This is a genomic window from Bremerella cremea (assembly GCF_003335505.1).
Taxonomy (GTDB): domain Bacteria; phylum Planctomycetota; class Planctomycetia; order Pirellulales; family Pirellulaceae; genus Bremerella; species Bremerella cremea_A.
Map to the genome: position 1 here is coordinate 102419 of NZ_QPEX01000017.1, position 23576 is coordinate 125994.

Sequence of the window (23576 nt, forward strand, 5' to 3'; positions counted from 1 at the left end):
CTGATAGGCGTTCCCCCCTGTTTTATTGGGTCCTTACGGCAATTGCCTGGGAAGAATTCATGAAAGTCGCCAAGAACACCGTCGTTTCGATTGCTTACACCTTGAAGGATGCCGACGGTAACGTGTTGGATACGGCCGATGCGGATGCGCCTTTGGCGTACCTGCATGGCTTTGGCAACCTGATTCCCGGAATGGAGAAAGCGCTCGAAGATCGCGATAAGGGCGAGACGTTCGAAGTGGTGATTCCACCTGAAGAAGCTTACGGCAGCTTCGACGACGATCTCGTCTGGGAGCTCGACAAGGACCAGTTCGGCGAACTGGGCGAGGTTGAGATCGGGACCCAGTTTGTCCTCGAGACGGAAGATGACCAGGTATTGGTTACCGTCGCCGAGATCAAGGACGACGTGGTGATTGTCGACGGCAATCATGAACTGGCCGACGAGACCCTCTTTTTCGAGATTTCTGTCGTCGACGTACGAGAAGCAACGCCAGAAGAAATCGAGCATGGCCATGCCCACGGACCAGGCGGTGTAGACGACTACGACCACGACGACTAACGGTCGCTCGCGATATCGTCTAGTTACGTTCCAGTACCGATTTCGGTTAATCTGCAGGAAGACGGTACGCGCGGACCGTCTTCGTTCTTCTGGCTACACGGCATTTTTATGGGTTCGCACTGCGAGCCTGCGAGAGTATTCATGGGGTATCGCAATCTGCGAGCATGCGTCGACGATCTACGGCGAAACGAGCACTTGGTCGTTTGGGAACAAGAAGTCGACGCCCACTTGGAAATGGCCGAGATTCAGCGGCGAGTTTATGCCAACGGAGGCCCGGCCGTTCTTTTCTCCCAGGTGAAGGGATGCCGCTTTCCGATGTTGGGTAACCTGTTTGGTTCGCTCGATCGGGCTCGGTTTATCTTTCGCGATACGCTGGAAACGGTTCGTCGCTTGATCGAACTGAAGATCGATCCGAACAAACTGTTCAAAGCACCGCTGCGTTATGCCTCGGCACCGTTTGGGGCGCTACGGATGTTGCCCAAGCGGGTTAGTCGTGGGCCGGTCTTCGCCAACGAAATCAAGCTGCCTGACTTGCCCAAGTTGGTTTCCTGGCCGGACGATGGTGGTCCGTACGTCACTCTGCCGCAGGTCTATACCGAGCATCCCAATCACGGCGGGCTGACGAATTCCAATTTAGGTATGTACCGCGTGCAACTGGCCGGGAACGACTTCAATCCGCAAAGCGAAGTTGGCCTGCATTACCAGATTCATCGCGGCATTGGTGTCCACCATGCGGCGGCGATTGCTAAAGGAGAGCCGTTAAAGGTAAACATCTTCGTCGGCGGAAACCCGGCGATGACCTTGGCAGCCGTCATGCCGCTGCCGGAGGGTTTGTCGGAACTAGGTTTTGCCGGGGCACTTGCGGGGCACCGGATTGCGATGGCTAACGGGAAGACCGGTTTGCCGGTTTATGCGGAAGCTGATTTCTGCATTTGCGGGACGATTCATGCTGGCGAGGAGAAACCGGAAGGCCCGTTTGGCGATCACTTGGGTTATTACAGCTTGAAGCATCGGTTTCCCACGATGCGTGTTGAGAAAGTGTTTCATCGAGACGGAGCGATCTGGCCGTTTACGGTGGTCGGTCGCCCGCCGCAAGAAGACACGACGTTCGGGCAGTTGATTCATGAGATCACTGGGCCGGTTATTCCCACGGTGCTGCCTGGGGTAAAGGAAGTTCACGCGGTGGATGCGGCAGGCGTGCATCCGCTGTTGTTGGCAATAGGTAGCGAACGCTACGTTCCATACGAAGAACGGCGACGACCGAAGGAACTCATGACACAGGCCTCGGCGATTCTGGGGCAAGGGCAGATGTCGCTAGCCAAGTACTTGTGGATTGCCGCCGAGCAAGATGACCCGCAACTCGATCTGCACGAGGTGGTACCTTTCTTGATGCACATACTCCGACGCGTCGACTGGCGGCGGGATATTCACTTCCTGACCGAAACAACCATCGACACGCTCGACTATTCCAGCGGTGAATTCAACCATGGATCGAAGGCAATCGTCGCCGCAGTGGGGGGCCCAATCCGTGAGTTGCCGACCGAGATTCCCAGCGATTTGAGGCTTCCTGATGGATTCCATACGCCCAAGATCGCTCTGCCCGGCGTGCTGGTTGTGACAGGACCAGCGTATCGGGCCGCTCATCGCGAAGTTGAGCCAGAGATCGAACGGTTCGTTTCTGCTTTCCGCACAAGCGATTCCATCAACACGTTTCCGCTGGTGATTGTGGTCGACGATAGCTCGTTCTCAGCTCAGACGATGAACAACTTGCTTTGGGTGACCTTTACTCGCAGCAATCCAGCTGCCGATGTCCATGGAATAGGCAGCTTCACTCGGCAGAAGCATTGGGGCTGTGAAGGTTCGTTGGTGATCGATGCCCGCCTCAAGCCATGGAACGCCCCTCCACTGATCGAAGACCCGCAGGTCACTGCCAAGGTCGACGCTCTCGCGGCCCAGGGGGGAGTACTGGCCAAATATCTTTAGGGTGAAAGTGGCGTCCCACCGGCCCTTATGTGAAGGTGACGCCGGTATCTTGGTATCGGCGCAAAGAAAGGGGCAGGTCTTGCCTGCCCTCGTTTTCAATGCCAATTGAATTGTTCTACACTAATCCTTTAAGGGATTGAACAAGATCTGAGTGCCGTCCTTTCCGGCGACGACAATATCAATATCGCCATCCCCGTCGATGTCGCCGGTGCGAATTTGTAAGCCAATTCCGACCTGATCGCGGTTGACGATGTGCTTGGTAAAGTTGGCTTTGTCGTCGAACTTATAGTAAGCAACGATTGGGGGCTCTTTGCCGCCGGGGTCGTTGCCGTTGTGGGCCCGCACGCGTTTTCCGGTGATCAGGTCGTCTTTGCCGTCCCCATCCAAATCGGCCAAGTGGAGGCAGTGAGCCTGACTGAAGGTTTCGTCGATCATCTTCTTTTCGAAGGTCAGTTTGCCTTCCGCATCAGGGCCTTTGCTGATCCAAGCATACAAACCGAAGCCGTGTGCTTGGCTGGCGATCACGTCGTTCTTGCCATCTCCGTTGACATCAGTCACCAGCATGGGGCAGGGGAGTTGCTCGTTCCAATCTTGGTGGAAAGTCCAGGGGCCGCTGAAAGGGCCATCGGCAGGCCCTTCGTACCAACCTTGCCCGACTAGCAGATCGATTCGCCCGTCGTTGTTGATGTCTCCCACGGCAATGCCGTGTCCGTTTTGCTCGCCAACTTTAAACGAAACAAGTGCCGGTTCCCCTTGTTCGTTCTTGCTCATACGACAAGCGAGCAGCGGGTTCTTCGGATTCCATTGATTGGTGATCCATTCGTCGTTGCCGTCGCCATCGAGATCGAACATGATGGTCGCTTCGTTGGTCCCCAGCTTGGTATCGATCAGCGTGTGCTCTTTCCACTGCATGCCTTGAGCGAGAGCCGGGTTGCCGGGGTTTTCGTACCAGTTGACTTTGCCTTGAAAGAAATCCCCAGCGATTACATCGACCCGCCCATCGCCGTTCACATCGCGGGCAAAGTCCCCGTTCGAGTGAACATAACCGTTCGCGTCTTCGATCACTCGGACCGGGCGTGGGAGCCAGTCGCCGTTGCGATACCAATTTCGCCCGGCGACTACATCGAGCTTGCCGTCCCCGTCGAAATCGGCGATATCGCAACCTTCGTTGGCATCGACGCCCAGAACCTTGACGGTAAAGTTCTCTGGGGGTGCCGCAAACAGGGAGGGAGTCGCAGCCAGGAGGATCGCAAGACAAAAAAGAGAACGCATGGTTGGGTTTCCTGAGAAGGGATTTGGGTAGGGAGGAAGTAAACTTCCGTTGGTGGTTGCCGTTGTAAGGGGAGCGGCGAGGGTTGTGCGTGACGAGGGTTCCGACGAGCAATCATGAAATTGAGGCTTCGACGGTTTTGTTTCTCACCCTAACGAGTATGAGTTCCCCGGCGCCAGCGATCAAGCTCAGCTATCAATTCACGCAACGCTATGCCCTCGCTGGGGTTTGCCGTCAGGTGGTAGGGTTCCTCTCAGTTTACAATAGAATAGGTTCTCAGGGGAAATAGCCCGGACAGGTTTTGTCCGGCAGCGGAAAGCTTGCCAGTTGTTCTCACGGAAAATCGCCGATGCGTTGGCCACTCATTTATCAAGTTACCTTGCCATTGGCGCTTTGGACGCTGCTAACTGTATTTGCGCTCTCGATGTTCAACTTGTGGTATGCCCAGGTCGAAACAGGCGAAGAAGTTCAGGACCGACTAACCGCAATTACGAAACAAGTGGCGGAGGTCCGCTTTCCCCTTTCGCTACCGGTGCTTCAGCAGATTCAAGCATTGACCGGAACCGAACTGGCTTTGACCGATGGAGAAGGGAAGTTGCTCCGTGGGACGACGACCATTTTACCGGAAGAGTTGACGCATCTGCTAGAAGAAACGGGTTCTGCCGATGTCGATTTGTCGCACATCGTACAGCTTTCAGGCGAGAGCTTTTTTCATAGCACCACGCCGGCTCCATTCTCTGGTACCGACAGGCTGACGGTTCACTTGCTATATCCGAAAGCGAATTACGATCGCCGCGTGACGCAATCGTTCTGGCCGTTGATGTTGCTGGGGCTGCTCGCGGTGGGGCCGATGCTGCTGGTTGCTTCCGTGCTGGCGGCTCGTATTACACGCCCTATCGCCCGACTGCAAAAACAAGTGGGGCGAATTGCCGAGGGGGACTTTGTAGAGCTTCCGCCAGGCAAAACCAACGACGAACTAAACGACCTGGCCCAGGCCATCAATGGGATGTCGCACCAGTTGGAATCGTACGAAGCGAAAGTCCGAACGATGGAGCGCGCCCAGGTACTCGGACAAATCGGCGCTGGCTTTTCGCACCAGATTCGCAACGCGATGACTGGTGGCCAGATGGCCATCGGGCTGCATCGCTTGGACTGCAACATTCCAGATTGCGAGAGTCTGCAAGTGGCCGAGCGACAAATGAAGATGGTCGAGCATATGGTTCAGTCGATGCTTCGATTAGGCAGAAAGCAGGAGATTTCGCAGCAAGAGATTAACGTCAAGCAACTCATCGAAAGCACGGTGGCGATGATTGGCCCCCAGGCGAGCCACCATTCATTGCCGATTCACGAAAAGATTACCTTGCCGCCAGAGGCGAAGCTATCGGGGGATTTTGTCTTACTGCAAACTTGCCTCATGAATCTGCTGCTCAACGGAATCGAGGCAACCTTAGCGGCTCAAGCGATGCGTCCAGGGGAAAAGGAAAGTGGGACTGAAGGAGGAAAGCTGCAAATCGATGCCGCACCGCACATCGATGGGAAATCGATTACAATTCGAATATGCGACGAGGGAATGGGGCCGTCAGCAGCGATTGCGGAGCAACTGTTTGAGCCTTTGGTCACGACCAAGAAGGAAGGGACCGGATTAGGGCTGCCAGTGGTTCGCGAAATTGTGGAACTGCATGGGGGTACGATCGAATGGTACCGAGTCGATGAGAAGACATGCTTTCAAATCACCCTTCCCCGCGTTGCAACTGAATAGTCCATCATGGCAAGCATCCACGTAGTCGACGACGAATCGAGCATTTGTTGGGCGATCGAAAAACTAGGAACTAAGCTCGGGCACGAGGTGCAAGTTGCTTCGACCGCCGAGCAAGGTTTGGAATTGCTAACCGAGAAGCATCCTGACTTGATGTTTTTGGATGTTCGCTTGCCAGGAATGTCTGGCCTGGAAGCATTGCCAGAGATCAAGCGTATCGCGCCTGAGACACCGGTGGTTTTGATTACCGCATTCGGCGATTTGGAAGTTGCCGTCGAAGCGGTCCGCCAGGGGACGTTCGATTACTTGGTGAAACCGTTCTCGCTGGAAGACATTCAAACCGTAATCGATCGGGCGTTGGCTCAGAAAACCAACGAAGAGGAAATCCGGCCTGAGTCGGTTTCGGCAGAGATGGTCGGTACGTCATCGGCCATGCAAGAGGTGTTCAAGCGAATCGCGTTGGCAGCCCGCAGTGTGGCCCCGATTGTTATTCAGGGGGAAAGTGGTACCGGGAAGGAACTCGTTGCTCAAGCAATCCACCGGTATGGACCGCGTCATGCGTCGCCGTTTGTGGCGGTGAATATCGCGTCGTTGGCACCGTCGCTCATCGAGAGCGAATTGTTCGGCCATGTACGTGGGGCTTTTACGCATGCCATTCAAGATAAACGGGGATTATTGCAACAAGCTAACGGCGGAACGCTTTTCTTAGACGAAGTCGCGGAAATTCCTCTACCCACGCAGGCCAAATTGCTGAGGGCCTTAGAACAGCGAGAAGTCGTTCCGGTGGGTGGTTCTACGGGAGAAAAAGTAGATTTTCGAATCGTTTGTGCTTCGCATCAAGATCTATCGGCCTGTGTGAAGCAAGGAACATTTCGGCACGACTTGTTGTTTCGGCTGAATACGTTTCGGATAGAGCTGCCCCCCCTCAGAGAACGTCGCGATGATATTCCGTTATTGGTGTATCACTTTTTAGAACAATTAGAAAAAGAATACGATAAACGGCTGCGTATCTCACCAGCAGCCATGCACGAACTGGAACAGCGGTCCTGGTATGGCAATGTGCGAGAGCTGCGAAATGCGGTCGAGCACGCTCAGATTTTGGCTCGACATGGGGTGATCGAGAAAGAAAATTTACCGCCGCCGGTGGCGAAAGATTGGTTCGATCGCTCTAGCCCGGCAGAATCTCCCGAAGAGAATCTCGTACGCTCCATTGGGGCATGGACGAAGCAGCAAACCGCGAGCGGGGCCACCGAGAACTTATGGTCTCGCTTTCAAGCGTTAGCGGAAAAAGAGATGCTGCAAGAACTTCTGGCCCAGTGTGATGGGCAATATTTGGCCATCGCGCGGGTCTTGGGTATTCATCGAACTACGGTAAAAAAGAAGTGCGAACAGTACGGCCTGCTTTCCTCAGAGCAGCAGGACGATTAGAGTGGAAACGTACTATTTTGCGTGAAATGGTGCGTCATCTGGATTACCATTCAGCAGAACCCAGCTGTTGACGTTCTTTCCTAGAAATGGGTCTTACCTTCATGAAATCGATTATCGCATTAGTTTGCTTGGCTGGATCTCTGCTGGCCACACTGACGCTTTCCGCAGTTGCTTATGCGGAAGAAGCCTTATGCACTTGCCGTTACTGCGAAGCGGCCGCCGCGCGGGCTAGTTTTGGAGTCGAATTGGGCAATGATGGTCCTCACTACGCTCCGGTGCGGATGGTGGATGTGCAGCATATCAAGCTCGACATTACCCCTGATTTCAAGAAACGAACCGTTGGCGGGACGACCACGATTCGCTTTGTCCCACTGCGGAAGCCACTTGAAGCTCTTACCCTCGACGCTGTGCAACTGAACATTACCGGCGTGGAAGGTTCGACACCGGTAACGGAGTTTGAAAACTCGGGTGAAGAACTCACCATTGCTTTCAAAGAGCCGATCCCGGTTGGCCAGGAAAGTTGGGTCACCATCGAACATAACTGCGAACCGACTGGCGGTTTCTACTTCCGCACGGCGGAAATGGGCTACCCAGAAGAAGACACCCACTGCTGGACTCAAGGCGAATCCCACTATGCCCGCCGCTGGTTCCCTTGTTTCGATTATCCCAACGAAAAGTCCACGACGGAAGTGATTTGCCATGTTCCTTCCGACATGACCGTTATTTCCAATGGACGCAAGTTGGGTGAAAGTGTCGACCTGGAAAAGCAGCTGAAAACGGTCCATTGGCTGCAAGATAAGCCGCACGTGAACTACCTGATTTGTGTTGTTGCTGGCTACTTCGACAAGCTGGAAGACACCGCAGGCAATATCCCGCTCGGTTTTTATAGTCAGCCGTCGCTTTCCAAGCATGCTGCCAACTCGTTCCAAGATACCGCTTCGATCATGAAGTTCTATCAAAAGGAAATCGGCGTAGCGTACCCCTGGAACAAGTACGATCAAGTCACGATCTGGGACTTCATTGCCGGTGGCATGGAAAACACCACGATCACCACGTTGACCAACAACACGATCTTCAGCAAAGAAACCGAGAACATCAAATCGTCGCGTGGCTTGGATGCTCACGAATTGGCACACCAGTGGTTTGGTGACTATGTGACGTGTGAAGACTGGAGTCATTTGTGGCTCAACGAAGGTTTTGCCACTTATTACACGCACCTCTACGAAGGGGAAAAGTTCGGACGCGATGCCACGTTGTACGGTTTGTACCGCGATGCGACTAATCGTGTTCTGCCAGGCGGTAATAACGACAAGCGTCCAATCGTCTGGAAGCGATACACCAACGCTGGCGATCAATTCGACTACCGAGCTTACCCGAAAGGAAGCTGGGTTCTGCACATGCTGCGAAGCCAACTAGGGGAAGAAATGTATCGTCAGGCGATTCAGAATTATCTGAAGGAACACGCCCTGACGACGGTCACCACGCCAGAACTACAAGCCGCATTCGAGGAGACCAGTGGACGAACGTTCGACCGATTCTTCGATCAATGGGTTTACCACGCCCGGCACCCAGATGTGAAGATTCGTTATCGCTACGATCCTAAATTGTCGCTGGCTCACTTTACCGTCGAGCAAACCCAAAAGGTCGACAACGACGTAATGCTGTTTGCGTTCCCAGCGACGTTTGCGTTGAAGTGTGGTGACGAAATGGTCTATCACACCGAAGAGATCACCGACAAGAAGCACGAGTTCTACGTCCCGGTCCCCAGCAAGCCTGAGATGGTGCAATTCGATCCTGAGTACACCTTGCTGGCCAATATCGACTTTGATAAACCCGAGGAATTGTGGCTGAACCAGCTGGAAAACGCCGAACGTTGCGTTGGTCGAATCTTGGCGATTGAAGCTTTAGCCAAGAAGAAGACGAACAAAGGGATCGATGCCATTCAGAACGCTTTGGCAAGCGATCCGTTCTTCGGCGTCCGAGTCGAAGCGGCCAAGGCCCTAGGCAAAATGAATCGTGACGAAGCGTTAGCCGCATTGGTGAAAACGCCAGAGCAAGACGATGCCCGCGTTCGTTTGGCAGTTGCAGATGCCGTGGTTGGCTTCTACCGACCGGAAAGCTTGGACACCATTCTAGAATCGGCTCAGCAAGAAAAAAATCCGGCGATTGTCGAGCAGTGGATCGACGGATTAGCAAAGTACTCTGACGACTCGGTGACTAGCTACTTGCGGGCCTCGTTGCAGCGAGAATCGTTCCGCAACCAGGTCGCGGAAGCGGCTGTGGTTGCGATGGAAAAGAGCGGCTCGTCACAGTACGTGCCTGATTTGGCAGAACAAGTGACGAATCACTCGGACAAGTACACGTCGCGTGGCTTGGGCAAAGTGCTCATTGCTTTGGCCAAGTTGAGCGATGGAAAAGAAGAAAAATTGCAGTCGTTAAAGCTGATCGCACCCCATCTGAATAACGGGCGAACCGACGTCCAGAAAGCAGCGATCACCGCTTTGGGGCAGCTTCAATTAGAAGAAGCCCGCCCAATCTTGCAGGCGTACGCCGATGCGACCAATGACGAGGAACTTTCCAAAGCGGCCAGTAATGCCTTGGCAGAGTTGACCAAAGACAAGTCTCCTCAACCACGCGAGCTAATCGAACTTCGCAAGCAAATGCAAGAGCTAGAGAAGTCGAACAAGTCGCTCAAAGAAAAGCTGGACGACTTGGAGAAGAAGCTCGAAACGACAGAAAAGAAAGATTAACCCCTTCCTCATCCGGTTAGTCAATTCGCAACTTGTTTCATCTTCATCTGGAAAGAGGATCGATGTTGATTCGGAATGCTGCTTGGTTGGTCATGTCTTTCATGATCATGGGGTTGTTTTCCTCCGCTTTAGTGCAAGCGGAGGAAAAACGTTGGGCAATTGTCCTGCACGGTGGGGCAGGCGATATTCCCAAAGACATCCCGCCTGAACTGGTGCAAGAGTACAAGCAGACGCTAGAAAAGGCACTTGCCACCGGCGAGAAGATCTTGGCCGAAGGGGGCACCGCCCTGGATGCCGTGCAGCAGACGGTCATGGTCATGGAAGACGCCCCTTGCTTCAACGCGGGGCGAGGTGCTGTTTTCAATGCGGCTGGCTATCAGCAGCTTGATGCTTCGATCATGGATGGTAGCAATTTAGCCTGCGGAGGTGTTTCCGCAGTTGAAACGGTTCGCAATCCGATTGTCGCAGCACGCTTGGTGATGGAGAAAACGCCGCACGTCCTGCTCACAGCGAAGGATGCCGACGAGTTCGCAAAAGCCAGCGGCCTAGAAATTGTGCCGCGAAGTTATTACTTTAACGAAGCTCGCTGGAAGGATTTGGTTCGCCGTTTGAAAAAGAAGGGGCAACCGATCCCTGCAGAGCCACCGTACGGTCGTCCGAATGTATCGCTGGCCCCAACTCATCCGGCAGATGTTGATCTGGGCAACGGAACAGTTGGTTGTGCTGCGCTCGACCAAAATGGCAACCTGGCCGCTGCAACTAGTACCGGTGGGCTGACCGGCAAGATGGTTGGACGGGTTGGCGACTCCCCGATTATCGGTGCCGGCACTTACGCCGATAACGCCGGGTGTGCCATCAGCGGGACAGGCACCGGCGAGCAGTATATCCGGCATGCGATTGGTTTTCAGGTCAATTTCCGCGTGCGTGAAATGAAGCAGTCTTTGCAAGAGGCGGTCGATCATTGCCTTACCAAAGTGCTCGATCCAGGCGACGGCGGACTGATCGCGGTCGACGCGGAAGGCAACATGGTACTGGAAGTAAGCTCGACCACACTTGCCCGTGGTTGGTCCGATTGGAAAGGAAGCCGAGGCGTCGCCATCTGGGACGAGCCACTAGAGGATTAGTTACCGATTGATAAATTTGGAATGAGTAAGTGTAGCCGTAGGAAATAACGATCTCGTTACACGACCGCAGATTTCCCAATTGTTCCGGGCACTATGCGTTTGAATCTCTTAGGGGGGCGGCAATATGCATCCATTCGAGAAAAACTGAGAGACCTTTTCTGCCATTTCTTCTGCTTGCTCTCCAGTCACCGTCAGAGTGAGAGTCGTTTCAGGTTCTGCAAATAGCACCAATAGTTCAAGGATTGATTTACAACTCGCGTCTTGTTCACCCTTGGAAAGCCGGACATCGCCCGGAAAGTCTTTCGTGAGATGCACAAGGTTCGAACACGGTATTAGGTGCATACCATTTTTGTTCAGAACGGTTATTCTTTTGCAAATGCTCGTCGAGTCATTCGTATTTCCCAGGCTCAATTTCTTTACCTTTCATTCTTCGAATTGAAGCAGCAAGTATAGAAAGCCTATTCAGAGGTCAATTGGTTTTCGCCATGGGCTGCTTCGTCATCCGAAGGAGAAACTGCTCGACTTCCGGAGAAAAATTCGGCCATGCGTTGAATCAGAACGTAGAACAAAGGAATGAAGAAGATTGCGAGAAACGTTGCAGAGAGCATTCCGCCCACGACTCCGGTTCCAAGAGAACGACGTCCTGCGGCTCCGGCTCCTGTGGCGATTGCGAGGGGAACCACACCTAAGATGAATGCTAGTGAGGTCATGACGATGGGACGAAAACGCAGCTTCGCGGCTTCAACAGCGGCATCGACGATACCCATCCCTTCCTTACGAAGAGCAACGCAAAATTCGACGATTAAGATCGCATTCTTCGCCGACAGCCCAACCAGTGTTAGCAGGCCAATCTGGAAGTAGATGTCTTGCGTGTAACCTCGGAAGTAAACGGCGATCAGGGCACCAAGCACGGCTAAGGGAACAGCCAACAGAACGCCAACGGGAAGCGTCCAGCGTTCGTACTGGGCCGCCAGCACCAAGAAGACCACCACTAGTCCGAAGAGAAGTACCATTGGAGCTTGGTTGCCCGCTTTGATTTCCTGATAGGATGCCCCGCTCCATTCAATTCCATACCCAGGGGGAAGCGTATCAGCAGCAAGTTGGCGAATCGTGTTCATGGCTTGTCCACTACTGATTCCTACGGCGGGAGCTCCCGTGATCTCGACAGCAGGAAATCCGTTGTAGCGGCTTACCAAGTTCGGGCCAGCTTGGAATTTAGTGTCCACGATCGCGGAAAGCGGGACCATCTTGCCGATATTATTGCGGACGTAGATTCTGTCGATATCGGTCGGCGAGTTCCGAACTTCGGGCTCGGCCTGAACTTGGACGCGCCAAATCCTCCCGAAACGATTGAAGTCATTCACGTATAACGAGCCAAAATAAGCCTGCATCGGTTCAAAGACGCCGCTCAGTTCAACACCCATCATGCGTGTCTTTTCGCGGTTCAAATCTACGAACACTTGTGGCAATGTTACTCGCAAGGTTGCATTAAGACCGACGAGATCAGGATGTTCATTGGCGGCGGCAAGGAACTTTTGCGTGACGTCCGCTAGTTCGGTTACACTACCGCCCCCTCTTTGCTGAAGTTCAATTGTGAACCCGGCACGCTGACCAAGCCCTTGAATTGGTGGGGGGTTAATTGTCAGGATCAATCCGTCGGTGACGGTCAGCATCAATTGTTGAGAATCCGCGATCAGTGCTTGCGCCGAAAGTTCCGGTTCTTCGCGATCATGAAATGGCTTGAGACGTACGAATAAAACACCGGCATTGGTACTTGCCGCACCACCGCCAAGAACGTCGTAACCGACTAGTCCCACAACATTGTCCACCGCCGGGTGATTCTTGAAAAACTCTTCACCCTGTTCGATGACGCTTTGTGTCTTATCCAGGGAAGAACCGTCGGGCAGCATGACAACTCCAATCACATAGCCCTGGTCTTCGTCCGGCAAGAACCCTGCGGGAACGACACCGGAAAGACGATAGGTGGCGTAGCAGAGTACACCGAAGGTAATCAGTGTAACCAAAGTCATGTGGATGGTTGCCTTGACTCCGCTTACATAGCCAAACGTAATCCAGTCGAACACTTTGTCGAACGCTCGGAAGAGGATATTCTTTTTACCGTGGGATGGTAGGAGCAAAATGCTGGCGAGTGCCGGGCTGAGCGTTAAAGCAACGAGTCCAGAAATGGCCACCGAAAGCGCGATCGTCACAGCGAACTGTCGATACATTTGTCCCGTGAAGCCACCTAAAAAGGTAACGGGAACGAACACTGCGGATAACACCAGCACAATTGCAATGACTGGGCCGGTTACTTGCTGCATTGCTTTGATGGTGGCATCGCGCGGACTAAGACCGTCTTCGTGCATGATCCGTTCCACGTTTTCCACCACGACAATTGCATCGTCCACCACGATCCCGATTGCAAGTACTAAGCCAAACAGTGTCAGCGTATTGATCGAGAAACCAAGCACGATCATTCCCGCGAAAGTTCCAATCACGGCCACAGGCACGGCAAGCAGGGGAATAAGAGTCGCCCGCCAGGACTGAAGGAACAGGAATACCACAACGATCACGAGCAGAATGGCTTCGAAGAGGGTATGGATAACCTTTTCCACCGATTCGCTAACGAATGACGTTGTTTCGAAAGGAATGCTCCAGGAAATGCCGGCTGGAAAATCTTGCTCCGCTTCCTTCATGGTCGCAAGGATATTGTCCATCGTTGCTAGGGCATTCGCACCACTTTGAAGATTAATCAAGATGAGCGTGGTCGGCTTGCCGTTCAGGCGGCTGACCATATTGTAGCTTTGTGCTCCCAGTTCGATCCGTGCGACATCCTTGAGGCGAACAATGGCACCGTCAGGGGTTGCTCTCAGGATAACGTCTTCATAGTCGCTCACGTCACTCAATCGGCCACGTGTTAAGACTGGCAGGGTTAATTCCACCTCGTCACCCGTCGGCCGCTGCCCTACCATTCCCGCAGGAAACACGGCATTCTGATCTCGCAGCGCGGCAGTTACATCCGATACCGTCATGCCCTTGAGTGCGAGCCGATCTGGATTGACCCAGATACGCATCGAGTAGTCTCTATTCCCAAACACCGAGGCATCGCCCACGCCAGGAACGCGTTTAATTCGATCCAGGAGGTTGATCGTTGCGTAGTTACTGAGGAAAAGGTCGCTGATGTTCTCATCATTCGATTCCAAGGCAACAAGCGCAAGAATGCTACTCGAGGCCTTGACGACGGTCACCCCGTTTCTCACCACCTCTTGTGGCAACTTCGGTTGAGCAATGGCCAGACGGTTTTGCACTTCCACAGCCGCCATATCTTGATCGGTTCCAATTTCAAAAGTGACCGTAATTTTGCATGTGCCATCATTACTGCTTTGTGAACTGAAGTAGATCAAGTTCTTGATGCCGCTCAATTGCTGTTCAATAGGCGCAGCTACCGATTCTGCCAATGTTTGAGCGTCGGCTCCCGGATATACCGCCGTTATTTGAACCTGGGGGGGCGTGATCTCTGGGTAACGTTCTACCGGTAGAACGACGATTGAGACGCCACCTGCAATCACGATCAAGAGCGATAGGACAATCGAGAACACCGGGCGATCGATGAAGAATCGAGAGAGCATAAGATCAAGTCTGTAGATGAAAGGTTGCGGTATTCAATCTTTGGCACGAATTCTCGGTTGGCCGATTATCCTTGGCTGGGGACAACTGGCATGCCAGGCCGCAGCATCATTAATCGGTCGACAATCACTTTGTCTCCTTCGTGCAGCCCACTTTCGATAATCCACGTATCGCCGTCCGACCAATCTCCTAGCTCGACGGGGCGCGTCTCGACCTTCTGATCGTTGTTGATGACATAGACACTAGCGCCGGTCGGAGTCTGACGCACCGCCACTTGGGGAACTCGAATAACATTCAAACGCTTCGGTCCCAAAACAGTCGTATGAATAAATTGCCCCGGCATTAAGTCGCCGTTTGTGTTGGGAACACTACCGCGAACGACCATCGTTCCGGTATTCTGATCAATTTGCACATCCTGAAAATTGATCCGTCCGTGATAGGGATAAATGGTTCCATCTGCTAACGTAATTTCGAGTTCTAAGTCTTCTGTAGGTGGTGCGAAAACGTCGCCTTCAGAAACCTGCCGACGAAACTTCAACATTTCGTGTTCCGTGATTGGGAAACGAACGTAAATAGGATCGACCTTCCGGATCGTGACCAGCGGATCGCCTCCGCCAGCTGAAATGTAGTTGCCGACATCGGTAAGAACCTGCCCAATACGGCCCGTTACGGGAGATTCGATTGTGGTATATTGAAGTTGCAGTTTGGCAGCCTCGATACGTGCTTTTTGTAATTGCACTTCCGCCATTGCTACTTGAAAATCAGATTGAGCGGCATCCAATGCTTGCTGGGAAGTTGCTTTTCTTTGCTCAAGAGTTTCTTGACGGCGTTTAGAGACTTCTGCCTGATTCAAAATAGCCTCGGCACGGGCTAGGCTCGCTTGGGCTTGCAACAATTCGACTTCGTACGGACGCGAATCGATTTGAAAGAGTTTGGCCCCTTGTTGGACAAGCTGCCCTTCCTGAAAATTGCGTTGGACGATGTGCCCCGGGACGCGTGCCCGGACTTCGATCACTTGCGAAGCCTCTGTCTGGCCGAGGAATTTGCCACCGAGCGGAATCGTCTCGAATTTGGGGGGGAATACCGAAACAGGAATCGGATCGGTAGGGTGACTGGGGCCAGCATCATGGGCTGGTGCGTGCCCGTCCTCATGCTCGAAATAGTAGTAAGCGGTGACCAGAACTCCACCAAGGACGAGAAGTGGAATGCCGCGGCGAACCAAATGACCGACCGTGGATAATGCCGTTTTCCGAGGAGAGGAGTCACTCATAGAGGTTGGTCCTGTATTGCCAAACAAAAGGATGTTTCCACGACGCCGTCTTCTTGCTAATAAACAAAGGAAGTAAACTGTCGGGTGTACTTTATTGTTAGTGTACAAAGTAAACTGGAAAGTGTAAAGAGAGATGCCATGGAGAATCTCGTCAAAGTTCGTTTGACTGATCGAAAGCGAGAGGCGATCTTGGATGCGGCCGTTCAAGAGTTTGGCTCGTCCGGCTTCGAGAACACAAGCATGGACAGAATTGCAGAGGTTGCAAATGCTTCTAAGCGAACGGTTTACAATCATTTTCCTAGCAAGGAAGAGCTCTTTGTCGCGATTGTCGGACGTTTGAAATCTCGCTGCAATAGCGTCCAAGAATTCACATTCGACCAGGAAAAACCACTAGAGTCTCAACTCCGCAAAGTGGCCCAGGCTTATATGGACTTGGCGAATTCCGACGAGTTCAAAGACTTGGCGAAAGTCGTTCTGCCTCGATTTCTCCAGACTCCTGAGCTGGCAAAACAACTATTGGGAGATAGCAGGCCAGGCGAACAATCACTTGTTAATTGGATTAAGGACGCCCAGCAAGCCGGGCGGTTGACGAAGAGCGATCCAATTCTTGTCGCTCGGCAACTACGCGGGATGTTAGATACGTTCGCATTTTGGCCTCAGATTCTCGGGAGTGAACCGCCTCTTACCAAAAAACAACAGACTGAGATTATTCGTTCCACGGTCAGACTTATTCTTGATCACTACGCGACCCCGGCTTAATGCACACACGAAAAGTTGAAAATGCTATCACCTCTCCATAGAGGCTCGCGATTCTACGTGATCGGAACAGATTAATCGGACTCAGGCATTCGATCGATACAACGAGAGGAATTAGGCTGAATTCAAATTCTAGGTCTTGCCGAATAAATGTACACTAGGCAGTGTAGTTTTTGGCTCGTTGCCCGAGAATGTCACCGAACTCGTCGGTGAATTTCCCATTCGACAGTGACAATGCAAATGGTCACGGAGGGCCTTTGTCATGCGTTCGGTTTCATCTCGTCTTACTCCAATCTGTCTTTTGCTGTGCTTGAGCGCGATTGGTTGTACCAGCTTTAAAGAGTACGTCTCGAACCGATTCAAGGTTGGTTCTGACTACAAACGGCCTGACGTGCCGATTGCCGATGAATGGATCGACTCCAACAATCCCAAGGTTTCCAGCGAAGAGGCGAATCTTCGATCGTGGTGGTTGGTATTTGAAGATCCCGTTCTAAACAATCTGGTTCAAACGGCATATCAGCAAAATATCACGCTACGTGAAGTTGGTTTTCGAGTTGCCGAAGCGCGGGCACAGCGAGGCGTTGTCGCTGGGAATCTCTTTCCTCAGACTCAAGACGTAATCGGTGACTTTACACATACCCAACGCAGCACGCAGACAGCCCTCTTTCCACAAGTCGACCCGAATTCGCCTTTCGCGAACCTAGCGGCAAGGCAATATGGCAATTGGCGTGTGGGAGGGAGCTTGGCGTGGGAGTTAGACTTCTGGGGACGCTACCGTCGCGCGATCGAAGCAGCTGACGCACGTTTAGATAGTTCCATCGAAGAATACGACGATGCCCTCGTATTACTGATTGGGGAAGTCGCGTCCACATATATTGAGTTGCGGACAGTCGATCAACGCCTTGAAGTGGCCCGCCAGAATGGAACGCTCCAAGCCGAAAGCGTCCGAGTCGCACAGGCTCGATTTGACGCCATGGCGGTCAACAGCGAACTGGATACACCGCAGGCGAAATCAAACCTCGGCAACACTTTGGCGGCAATCGAAGCACTTGAAATTCAACGCAGACGTTCTCAAAACCGCTTGGCAGTGTTGATGGGAATGCCCCCACACGACCTTTCCTACTTACTCGAAGGTTCAAGAGATATCCCTGTTCCTCCCGATGTGGTCTCGGCGGGCGTTCCTGCGGACTTGATTTGGAATCGGCCAGACGTGCGGAGGGCAGAACGACTTGTGGCGGCTCAAAGCGAGGAAATCGGCATTGCCCAGGCGGAGTTGTATCCCCATATTTCGATCAATGGACTGCTTTCGTGGGATGCAGCTCACTTCTCGGATATTTTTAAAGGCGGTGCCTTTGGCGGTACCATCGGCCCATCTTTTCGCTGGAATATCTTGAACTACGGACGTCTGCTAAACAACATCCGTGTTCAAGACGCTCGATTCCAACAGTTGATCGCGAACTATCAGCAAACGGTTTTGACGGCCAACGAGGAAGCCGAAAACGCAATCGTTTCGTATCTACACTTTTCAGAACAAGTTCAGGTTCTCGATGAAAGTGCTCGACAAGCGCTCGAGGCGGAACGAGTGGCACAGGTCAAATACCGTGAAGGGGAGATCGACTTCAATCGCCTGTACAGTGTCCAGCAACTACTACTTAGCCAGCAAGAAGCCTTAGCTGCTGCCCGCGGAAATGCGGCGCTCAGCCTGGTGGACTTGTATCGGGCATTGGGTGGAGGTTGGGAAATCCGGCTCGATCCGGTTGCGACCACTATGCCTATCCAGGATGAAATTCTCTTACCAACTCCCGTACCCGAATCTGTTTTACTTCCCGCTCCGATTGCTCCAGCTATTCCCGAAACCCCATAGGAAAAATGATGAAACGACATCCGTTGTTCAATGGCAGCCTATCTTGGTGTTTTGTCTTGGCAATCATGTGCCTGGGAAATACCTTGCACCCTGTGTCTGCGGGCGAAACATACGCAGCCATATCGTCACACTCTCAACCAGTCCCTTACAAAGGAACGAGTAATCGATGTGGCTGCCCTGATGGCTACTTCAGAAAGCCGATTCCATGCGTTGTGCCCGCTTCGAATTGTTGCCCTGATACTTACTGTTTGAAGCCTAGTGTTCGCGTACCCTGTCCAACATCCCCTGTCTGCGGTGATGCGTACTGTTCAAAAGCGATTCCCTCGAATTGTGCTTTTGTGCCTAGGTCTTGGTACAAATGCATTCCACCGTCGATTAAGAATTGCCGATAAGTTGCGCCAGCGAGGCAGGGAGAATCTCACGTTCAATCAAAGCGGAAAAATGAACGTGACCAGGATTCGTCTCCGAGCGATACATTCGGTGTCTGAATTGCCACTCGGTTGAATGAATTTAATTTTGCAGCCAAGGAATGAAGAGGTATCAACAATTGATCCACTATCAGATGGAATCGCTCACTAGTTTCTATAACGTTTAGAAGAGGTGTTATGGCCCTTCCTGACCACTCAAATCCCGTGTTCCAGCCCAGGCTCAAGCGGCGACTGACGCATTGCTCGTGACCCCATCAGACCCAAGAGGCATTGCGGTTTTCTCGCAAACTTGGCGCTGACTCATCTCGAATCTCCCGGTTGCGGAAAGGCCACCACGTTGTCGTCAGTTCGTTCTAAAGAACCTTTCGTACCCATAGAGTCATGGCGTACGCTCATCCCCAGGTTGGGCAGCTGAAGAAATGCAATCCTCAAGCAGGAAACGCCGCTTTCTTACTTCTTCAGCCAGAAAACGAAATGGAACAAAGCAGGGATGAGGCGTGGCATGAATTACTCTCCAATGCGTCGTGCATTGAAGTGAAACGTGTCTTCAGAGCCTGACGGGTTAGAAACAACTCTCGTAAGGCAAGAGAATACCTAGAAAAGTGAAGTGGAGCTGATCGGGATTGAACCGACGACCTCTGCATTGAGAACGCAGTGTTCAACTCGTAAAACACGGGAAAAACAGGGTTAAATGATTGCCGACTGAACGCCTGAACGGCATAATGACGTTCAAATCAGCCGTTCAAACCGTTGGCGTCCGATCGTCTCCTTCAGAACGAGACGCAGCGTTGCTGAACGGTTTTCGTCCGTTCAACAGGCTTCGAGTCATGACGAAGAAATCCCGTCGCTACCAACTGCAGTGGATCGAGAGTTCTCGACGCTGGCGAAAAGAATATCAAGGCAAGCAGTACTACTTCCCTTTGGAGGACGGCGAGACGAAGGCTTCGAGCTACCGTCGCTGCCTCCAAGCCTGGGAAGCCAAGAAGGTCGAGGTTGATGCCAAGGCCGGTCAGGCGGACCCCGGTTCCCGGGAGGAGTATCTGATCAACTTCCTTCTCGGCCTGCAGGATGTCCATCGGAAGAACGAAGATCCGACTCGATATCTGGCCGTTGCTGAGACGCTCAAGCTGCTACATGCTGCCATCCTCCAACACGTCGACCTGCCCCTTGATGAAGACGGGAATGTGATCGAGCCCGACGAAGATTGGGAAGTCCGAAAGCAGCGGCAAATTCGGGAGCAAGCTCATCGATTCCAGGAACAGCTCCAGACGGATCTACGGGCAAAGGTCGGCGGAAAAGTCGAGCCGGTGGCAAAGCCGTGGGAGAGCGACGCTGAAGACACGGCTGACTACACCCTCAGCGCTCAGCTCGATAAGTTCCAGATGGCGCACCCCAAGGTGAACAAGTACCGACTGAAGCAGTACAAGGATTGGGCCGATCTGACGGCCGATGTCCGGAGCTTGAATGGGGACCATTGCCGGGAGTTCTTCAACCACCTGACTCAGCTCGTTGCGTCTGGCGAGAAGAGCGCCAAGTACTGCAAGGACGTCTTGGCAACCTTCAAGCAATTCATCAGGTATCTATGCCGGGATGCCGAATTGATCGACCATGAACCGAAGAACTTAGAAAGCCTTCGAATCTCAGCGCCGGCCCAGGAGATTCAGACGTTTAAGATCAGCGAGTTGAAAAAGTACCTGAAGCTGGCAGACGAACGTCTGGAGCTGTACCTGCTTCTCATGATGAACTGTGGAGTGACACAAGCCGACATTGCTTCTTTGACTCACGAGCATGTCGACTGGCGAAAGGGTCGCATTATCCGCAGGCGGAGTAAGACGAAGGACTCCGTTGGAAACGTGCCGACCGTCAACTATCGGTTGTGGCCCCGTACTCTCAAACTGCTGCGGCAGTTCCGAAGTAAGGACGAGAAGTTAGTGCTTCTGACAGAACGAGGGACTCCGGTAGCGACGACCAGCGTCGCAGGGGAGAGCCGGAACGATTCGATTCGTCTGGCGTTCAAGCGTATGCGGGAAAGCAAAGGGCTTACTGGTCTTCCACTGAAGTTCATTCGGAAAACTTCCTCTACTTTGATCGCAAAGCAGTTTGGAGAGGATACGGCGACGCTGTTTCTCGGAGATGCACCGACGTCCGTTGCACAACGGCACTATCTCGCTGTGGAGGATACACGACTCGATGAGCCGTTGAAGTGGCTCCGGAAGCAGTACGGGATCTAAGCGAACAGTTTTCCCGGGCTCATGTTCAGGACGCTATGAAAGGGTTCCGGATATGAATCCGGAATGGCTTTGTAGACACGTTTTACATCGACTAGTAAACAGGTGGAATTTAGAGGAATGGCAAGGACCAGGAAGCCTGAATGGCCCCGCAGCAGGGCAACCAAATAGTGCATTTGTGGGTAATTCAGATTAACATTAACTCTGATCATTTGCTTACAACGAACTAAACGAGATGTCATGACTGCCCAGATCGCTATCTTAAACAAGTCGGGAGTTGCACTTGCTACGGACAGCACCGTAACCATTCAGAGCGGAGGCGCCGCCGGCAACCACAGAAAGACCTATAACACAGCGAATAAACTGTTCACCTTATCCAAATTCCAACCCGTCGCTGTAATGACGTATGGGAATGCTTCGTTCATGGGCATCCCCTGGGAAACGATCATCAAGACTTACCGCACTCAATTGCATGACAAGTCATTCCAAACCCTTTCCGAATACACTGAAGATTTCTTAGAATTCGTTCGGAGCAACGACGATCTCTTCCCTGATCAGTACCAACGCAGAATCTTCCAAGCGGAAACTCAGGTTGCATACGAGATGATTAAGTCGAGTGTCGCAAAAGCTACTGCAGACTTAGATAGCGAGGGAGCGGACGGCAATGAAGAAGAAAGGAAGAAACGAGCAAGTGACGTCATCAAAGAGGATTGGGAACACACGAAGTCCGGAAAATTCGTGCCAAACATCTCCAAGAACTTTCTGCAGACATTGAAAAAGTCGTATTCCAAAGAAATTGATAGTGCACTGGAAACCGTATTCTCCCAAACCCCCCTGTCAGCAGTCGACAAACGTCGTTTGAAAAACATCGCTGTTGATCGATTTTGCTACCTAGGTCACGGCAAGGAAATTCCTAGTTCCAGCGGTATAGTGATAGCTGGATTTGGTTCTTCGGAACCGTTTCCTTCGGTCAAGTCATTCCTCTTCCACGGACTAGCCAAGGGCAAGCTTCGGCATGAAGAAGGAATCGGCTGTGCCTGCACCCATGAGAACCCTAACTCTGCCGCAGTGCTTCCATTCGCCCAGACCGACGTTGTTTCGTCATTCGTAAAGGCGGTTGATCCACAGTTTCATAAACTTATTGTTGGATACTTGTATAAGATTTTTGAGAATCATGCGCCATCGGTATTGAAAGAGGTTAAGACAGTCTGTAACCAGTTGGGCTCAGAACTGTCTGCAGAAATAGAAAAGGAGATTTTGGAACGATTGACGACTGAAAGCCTTGAAGGGCTGGAAAGCACGATCGGCAAACTTGAGAATCACGTCAGATCGAAGCATATTGATCCTCTGCTCGACGTTATTGCAATTCTCCCAAAGGATGAGTTAGCGGCGTTGGCGGAATCACTCGTCAGTCTAACATCCGTAAAGAGAAAAATGTCACTCGACCTGGAGACCGTTGGAGGTCCAGTCGATGTTGCAGTCATCTCCAAGGGTGATGGATTCGTATGGATCAATCGAAAACACTACTTCGGATCTGACTTAAATCCTCACTTCCTACAGAACTACTTCCGAGGACAAGAGTCATGAAACGTGATCAACTGTCAAAGCACGAAAACCTCAGCAAGCCAAATTCATTTGCGGTATACCTTCAAGATTTGACTGGCGTGACTTGCGTAGAGTCACAATTGCCAGAGGATGATCCGTTTCGACAAGGGATCGAAATAGCAAACGAAGTAATAGAAGAGATGAAACATAAACATTCAGTCTCAAAGAAACCCAAGCATACTACTTGTTAATATCTTCAAGTCAGCTAGAACGCAAAAGCCTCCAGAACCTCAGATCCTTCGTCCGGGTCCGTATGCAGGTACACGGACGTTGTAGCAATCGACGAATGCCCTAACCAATCTCGGACCTGTACGAGACTGAAGCCTCGCTTCAAGAGGTGTGAGGCGAAGCTGTGCCGGCCTGAGTGGATCGACAGCTGCTCAACTCTATCTGGCGCCAGATAGGTCCGGAGAATCGTCTTAAACCGGTGCTGCAGGGCTCTCACGCCTAGCGGCTGGCCGCTCTCGCCCTTCCTGAGGTTGCAGACAAACGGGCAGTCCGGATCAGCCCACTGGGAGTCTCTCACAGCCTTCCAGGCGGCTATCTCTGAGAGCGTCTGGCGATCGAGCCAGAGAGGGACCTTCCGGCGTTTGCCGCCCTTGCCGTTGCTCACAATGATGTGAGGTCTCGTCTCTGTAAGAACTACTTCTCGAAGCTTGAGAGCTGAGATCTCAGAGACCCTGAGTCCGGATAACGTCCTAAATATTGCGCGAATTTGAGAGCCAGCTCTGGCTCTGGTATGGATTTGATTACCAACATCAACCAACCAGAACCGAGGACTGACCATGACGAATGTACCAGAAGTGAAGTGGACCCCATTATTCGGACCACGGGCTTAGATAGAAAACCTTGCTCCGATCGGTGAGACTGGTGTGTTGAAACTACCAGCAAGCATCAGGAGCGAGGGATGGCACGGAAGCGGCGGATCTT

15 protein-coding genes and 1 tRNA gene are annotated in these 23576 nt (G+C 52.4%); 10 read left to right on the top strand and 6 right to left on the bottom strand.

Features of this window, described 5'->3' with window-relative positions:
- The first annotated feature begins 59 nt into the window (after window positions 1-59).
- Together DTL42_RS10160 and DTL42_RS10165 are read left to right on the top strand one after the other, a co-directional pair.
- A complete protein-coding gene (locus DTL42_RS10160; protein ID WP_114368618.1) occupies window positions 60-557 on the top strand; it encodes an FKBP-type peptidyl-prolyl cis-trans isomerase in 498 nt (165 codons plus the stop codon).
- Window positions 558-698: 141 nt separating this feature from the next.
- Complete coding sequence (locus DTL42_RS10165; protein WP_114368619.1) at window positions 699-2540, top strand: UbiD family decarboxylase; 1842 nt, start codon at window positions 699-701, stop codon at window positions 2538-2540.
- 120 nt (window positions 2541-2660) lie between these two features.
- Here the strand turns inward: DTL42_RS10165 and DTL42_RS10170 are convergent, their stop codons facing one another.
- Window positions 2661-3812 carry an FG-GAP repeat domain-containing protein gene (locus tag DTL42_RS10170; RefSeq protein WP_234824152.1) on the bottom strand — a complete coding sequence of 384 codons (1152 nt, stop codon included), beginning with the start codon at window positions 3810-3812 and terminating at the stop codon, window positions 2661-2663.
- Between the two features lie 347 nt (window positions 3813-4159).
- On the opposite strand from DTL42_RS10170, the gene DTL42_RS10175 reads away from it, so the two are divergent.
- The 4 genes from DTL42_RS10175 to DTL42_RS10190 all read left to right on the top strand — a co-directional run bounded on the left by DTL42_RS10175 (window position 4160) and on the right by DTL42_RS10190 (window position 10868).
- Window positions 4160-5569, top strand: a complete 1410-nt coding sequence (locus tag DTL42_RS10175) for a sensor histidine kinase (RefSeq protein ID WP_114368620.1) — start codon at window positions 4160-4162, stop codon at window positions 5567-5569.
- A gap of 6 nt (window positions 5570-5575) precedes the next feature.
- Entirely contained in the window at window positions 5576-6994 is a 1419-nt protein-coding gene (locus DTL42_RS10180; RefSeq protein WP_114368621.1) for a sigma-54-dependent transcriptional regulator, read from the top strand.
- A gap of 101 nt (window positions 6995-7095) precedes the next feature.
- Window positions 7096-9744, top strand: coding sequence for a M1 family aminopeptidase (locus DTL42_RS10185; RefSeq protein ID WP_158545309.1), 2649 nt, complete (start codon window positions 7096-7098; stop codon window positions 9742-9744).
- Between the two features lie 62 nt (window positions 9745-9806).
- A complete protein-coding gene (locus tag DTL42_RS10190; RefSeq protein WP_114368623.1) occupies window positions 9807-10868 on the top strand; it encodes an isoaspartyl peptidase/L-asparaginase family protein in 1062 nt (353 codons plus the stop codon).
- Window positions 10869-10976: 108 nt separating this feature from the next.
- Here the strand turns inward: DTL42_RS10190 and DTL42_RS27080 are convergent, their stop codons facing one another.
- From DTL42_RS27080 to DTL42_RS10205, 3 genes are all read right to left on the bottom strand, one after another.
- Window positions 10977-11279, bottom strand: coding sequence for an HPr family phosphocarrier protein (locus DTL42_RS27080; protein ID WP_147274230.1), 303 nt, complete (start codon window positions 11277-11279; stop codon window positions 10977-10979).
- Between the two features lie 47 nt (window positions 11280-11326).
- Window positions 11327-14497, bottom strand: a complete 3171-nt coding sequence (locus tag DTL42_RS10200) for an efflux RND transporter permease subunit (protein ID WP_114368625.1) — start codon at window positions 14495-14497, stop codon at window positions 11327-11329.
- Between the two features lie 65 nt (window positions 14498-14562).
- Window positions 14563-15765 (bottom strand): efflux RND transporter periplasmic adaptor subunit, encoded by a 1203-nt coding sequence (locus DTL42_RS10205; RefSeq protein WP_158545310.1) that lies wholly within the window; start codon window positions 15763-15765, stop codon window positions 14563-14565.
- 138 nt (window positions 15766-15903) lie between these two features.
- Here DTL42_RS10205 and DTL42_RS10210 point away from each other — a divergent pair, with 138 nt between their 5' ends.
- On the top strand, window positions 15904-16524 hold the full coding sequence (locus tag DTL42_RS10210) for a TetR/AcrR family transcriptional regulator (RefSeq protein WP_147274231.1): 621 nt from the start codon (window positions 15904-15906) through the stop codon (window positions 16522-16524).
- 259 nt (window positions 16525-16783) lie between these two features.
- Window positions 16784-18385: an efflux transporter outer membrane subunit gene (locus tag DTL42_RS10215; protein WP_114368627.1), complete on the top strand. Its 1602-nt coding sequence runs from the start codon at window positions 16784-16786 to the stop codon at window positions 18383-18385.
- 1036 nt (window positions 18386-19421) lie between these two features.
- Here DTL42_RS10215 and DTL42_RS26260 read toward each other — a convergent pair.
- Window positions 19422-19524, bottom strand: a tRNA-Glu gene (locus DTL42_RS26260).
- A gap of 116 nt (window positions 19525-19640) precedes the next feature.
- On the opposite strand from DTL42_RS26260, the gene DTL42_RS10220 reads away from it, so the two are divergent.
- Both DTL42_RS10220 and DTL42_RS10225 read left to right on the top strand, forming a co-directional pair.
- A complete protein-coding gene (locus DTL42_RS10220; RefSeq protein WP_147274232.1) occupies window positions 19641-21044 on the top strand; it encodes a hypothetical protein in 1404 nt (467 codons plus the stop codon).
- Between the two features lie 237 nt (window positions 21045-21281).
- Window positions 21282-22628 carry a hypothetical protein gene (locus DTL42_RS10225; protein ID WP_114368629.1) on the top strand — a complete coding sequence of 449 codons (1347 nt, stop codon included), beginning with the start codon at window positions 21282-21284 and terminating at the stop codon, window positions 22626-22628.
- Window positions 22629-22851: 223 nt separating this feature from the next.
- Here the strand turns inward: DTL42_RS10225 and DTL42_RS27085 are convergent, their stop codons facing one another.
- Window positions 22852-23433 carry a tyrosine-type recombinase/integrase gene (locus tag DTL42_RS27085; RefSeq protein ID WP_114368630.1) on the bottom strand — a complete coding sequence of 194 codons (582 nt, stop codon included), beginning with the start codon at window positions 23431-23433 and terminating at the stop codon, window positions 22852-22854.
- Window positions 23434-23576 lie beyond the last annotated feature (143 nt).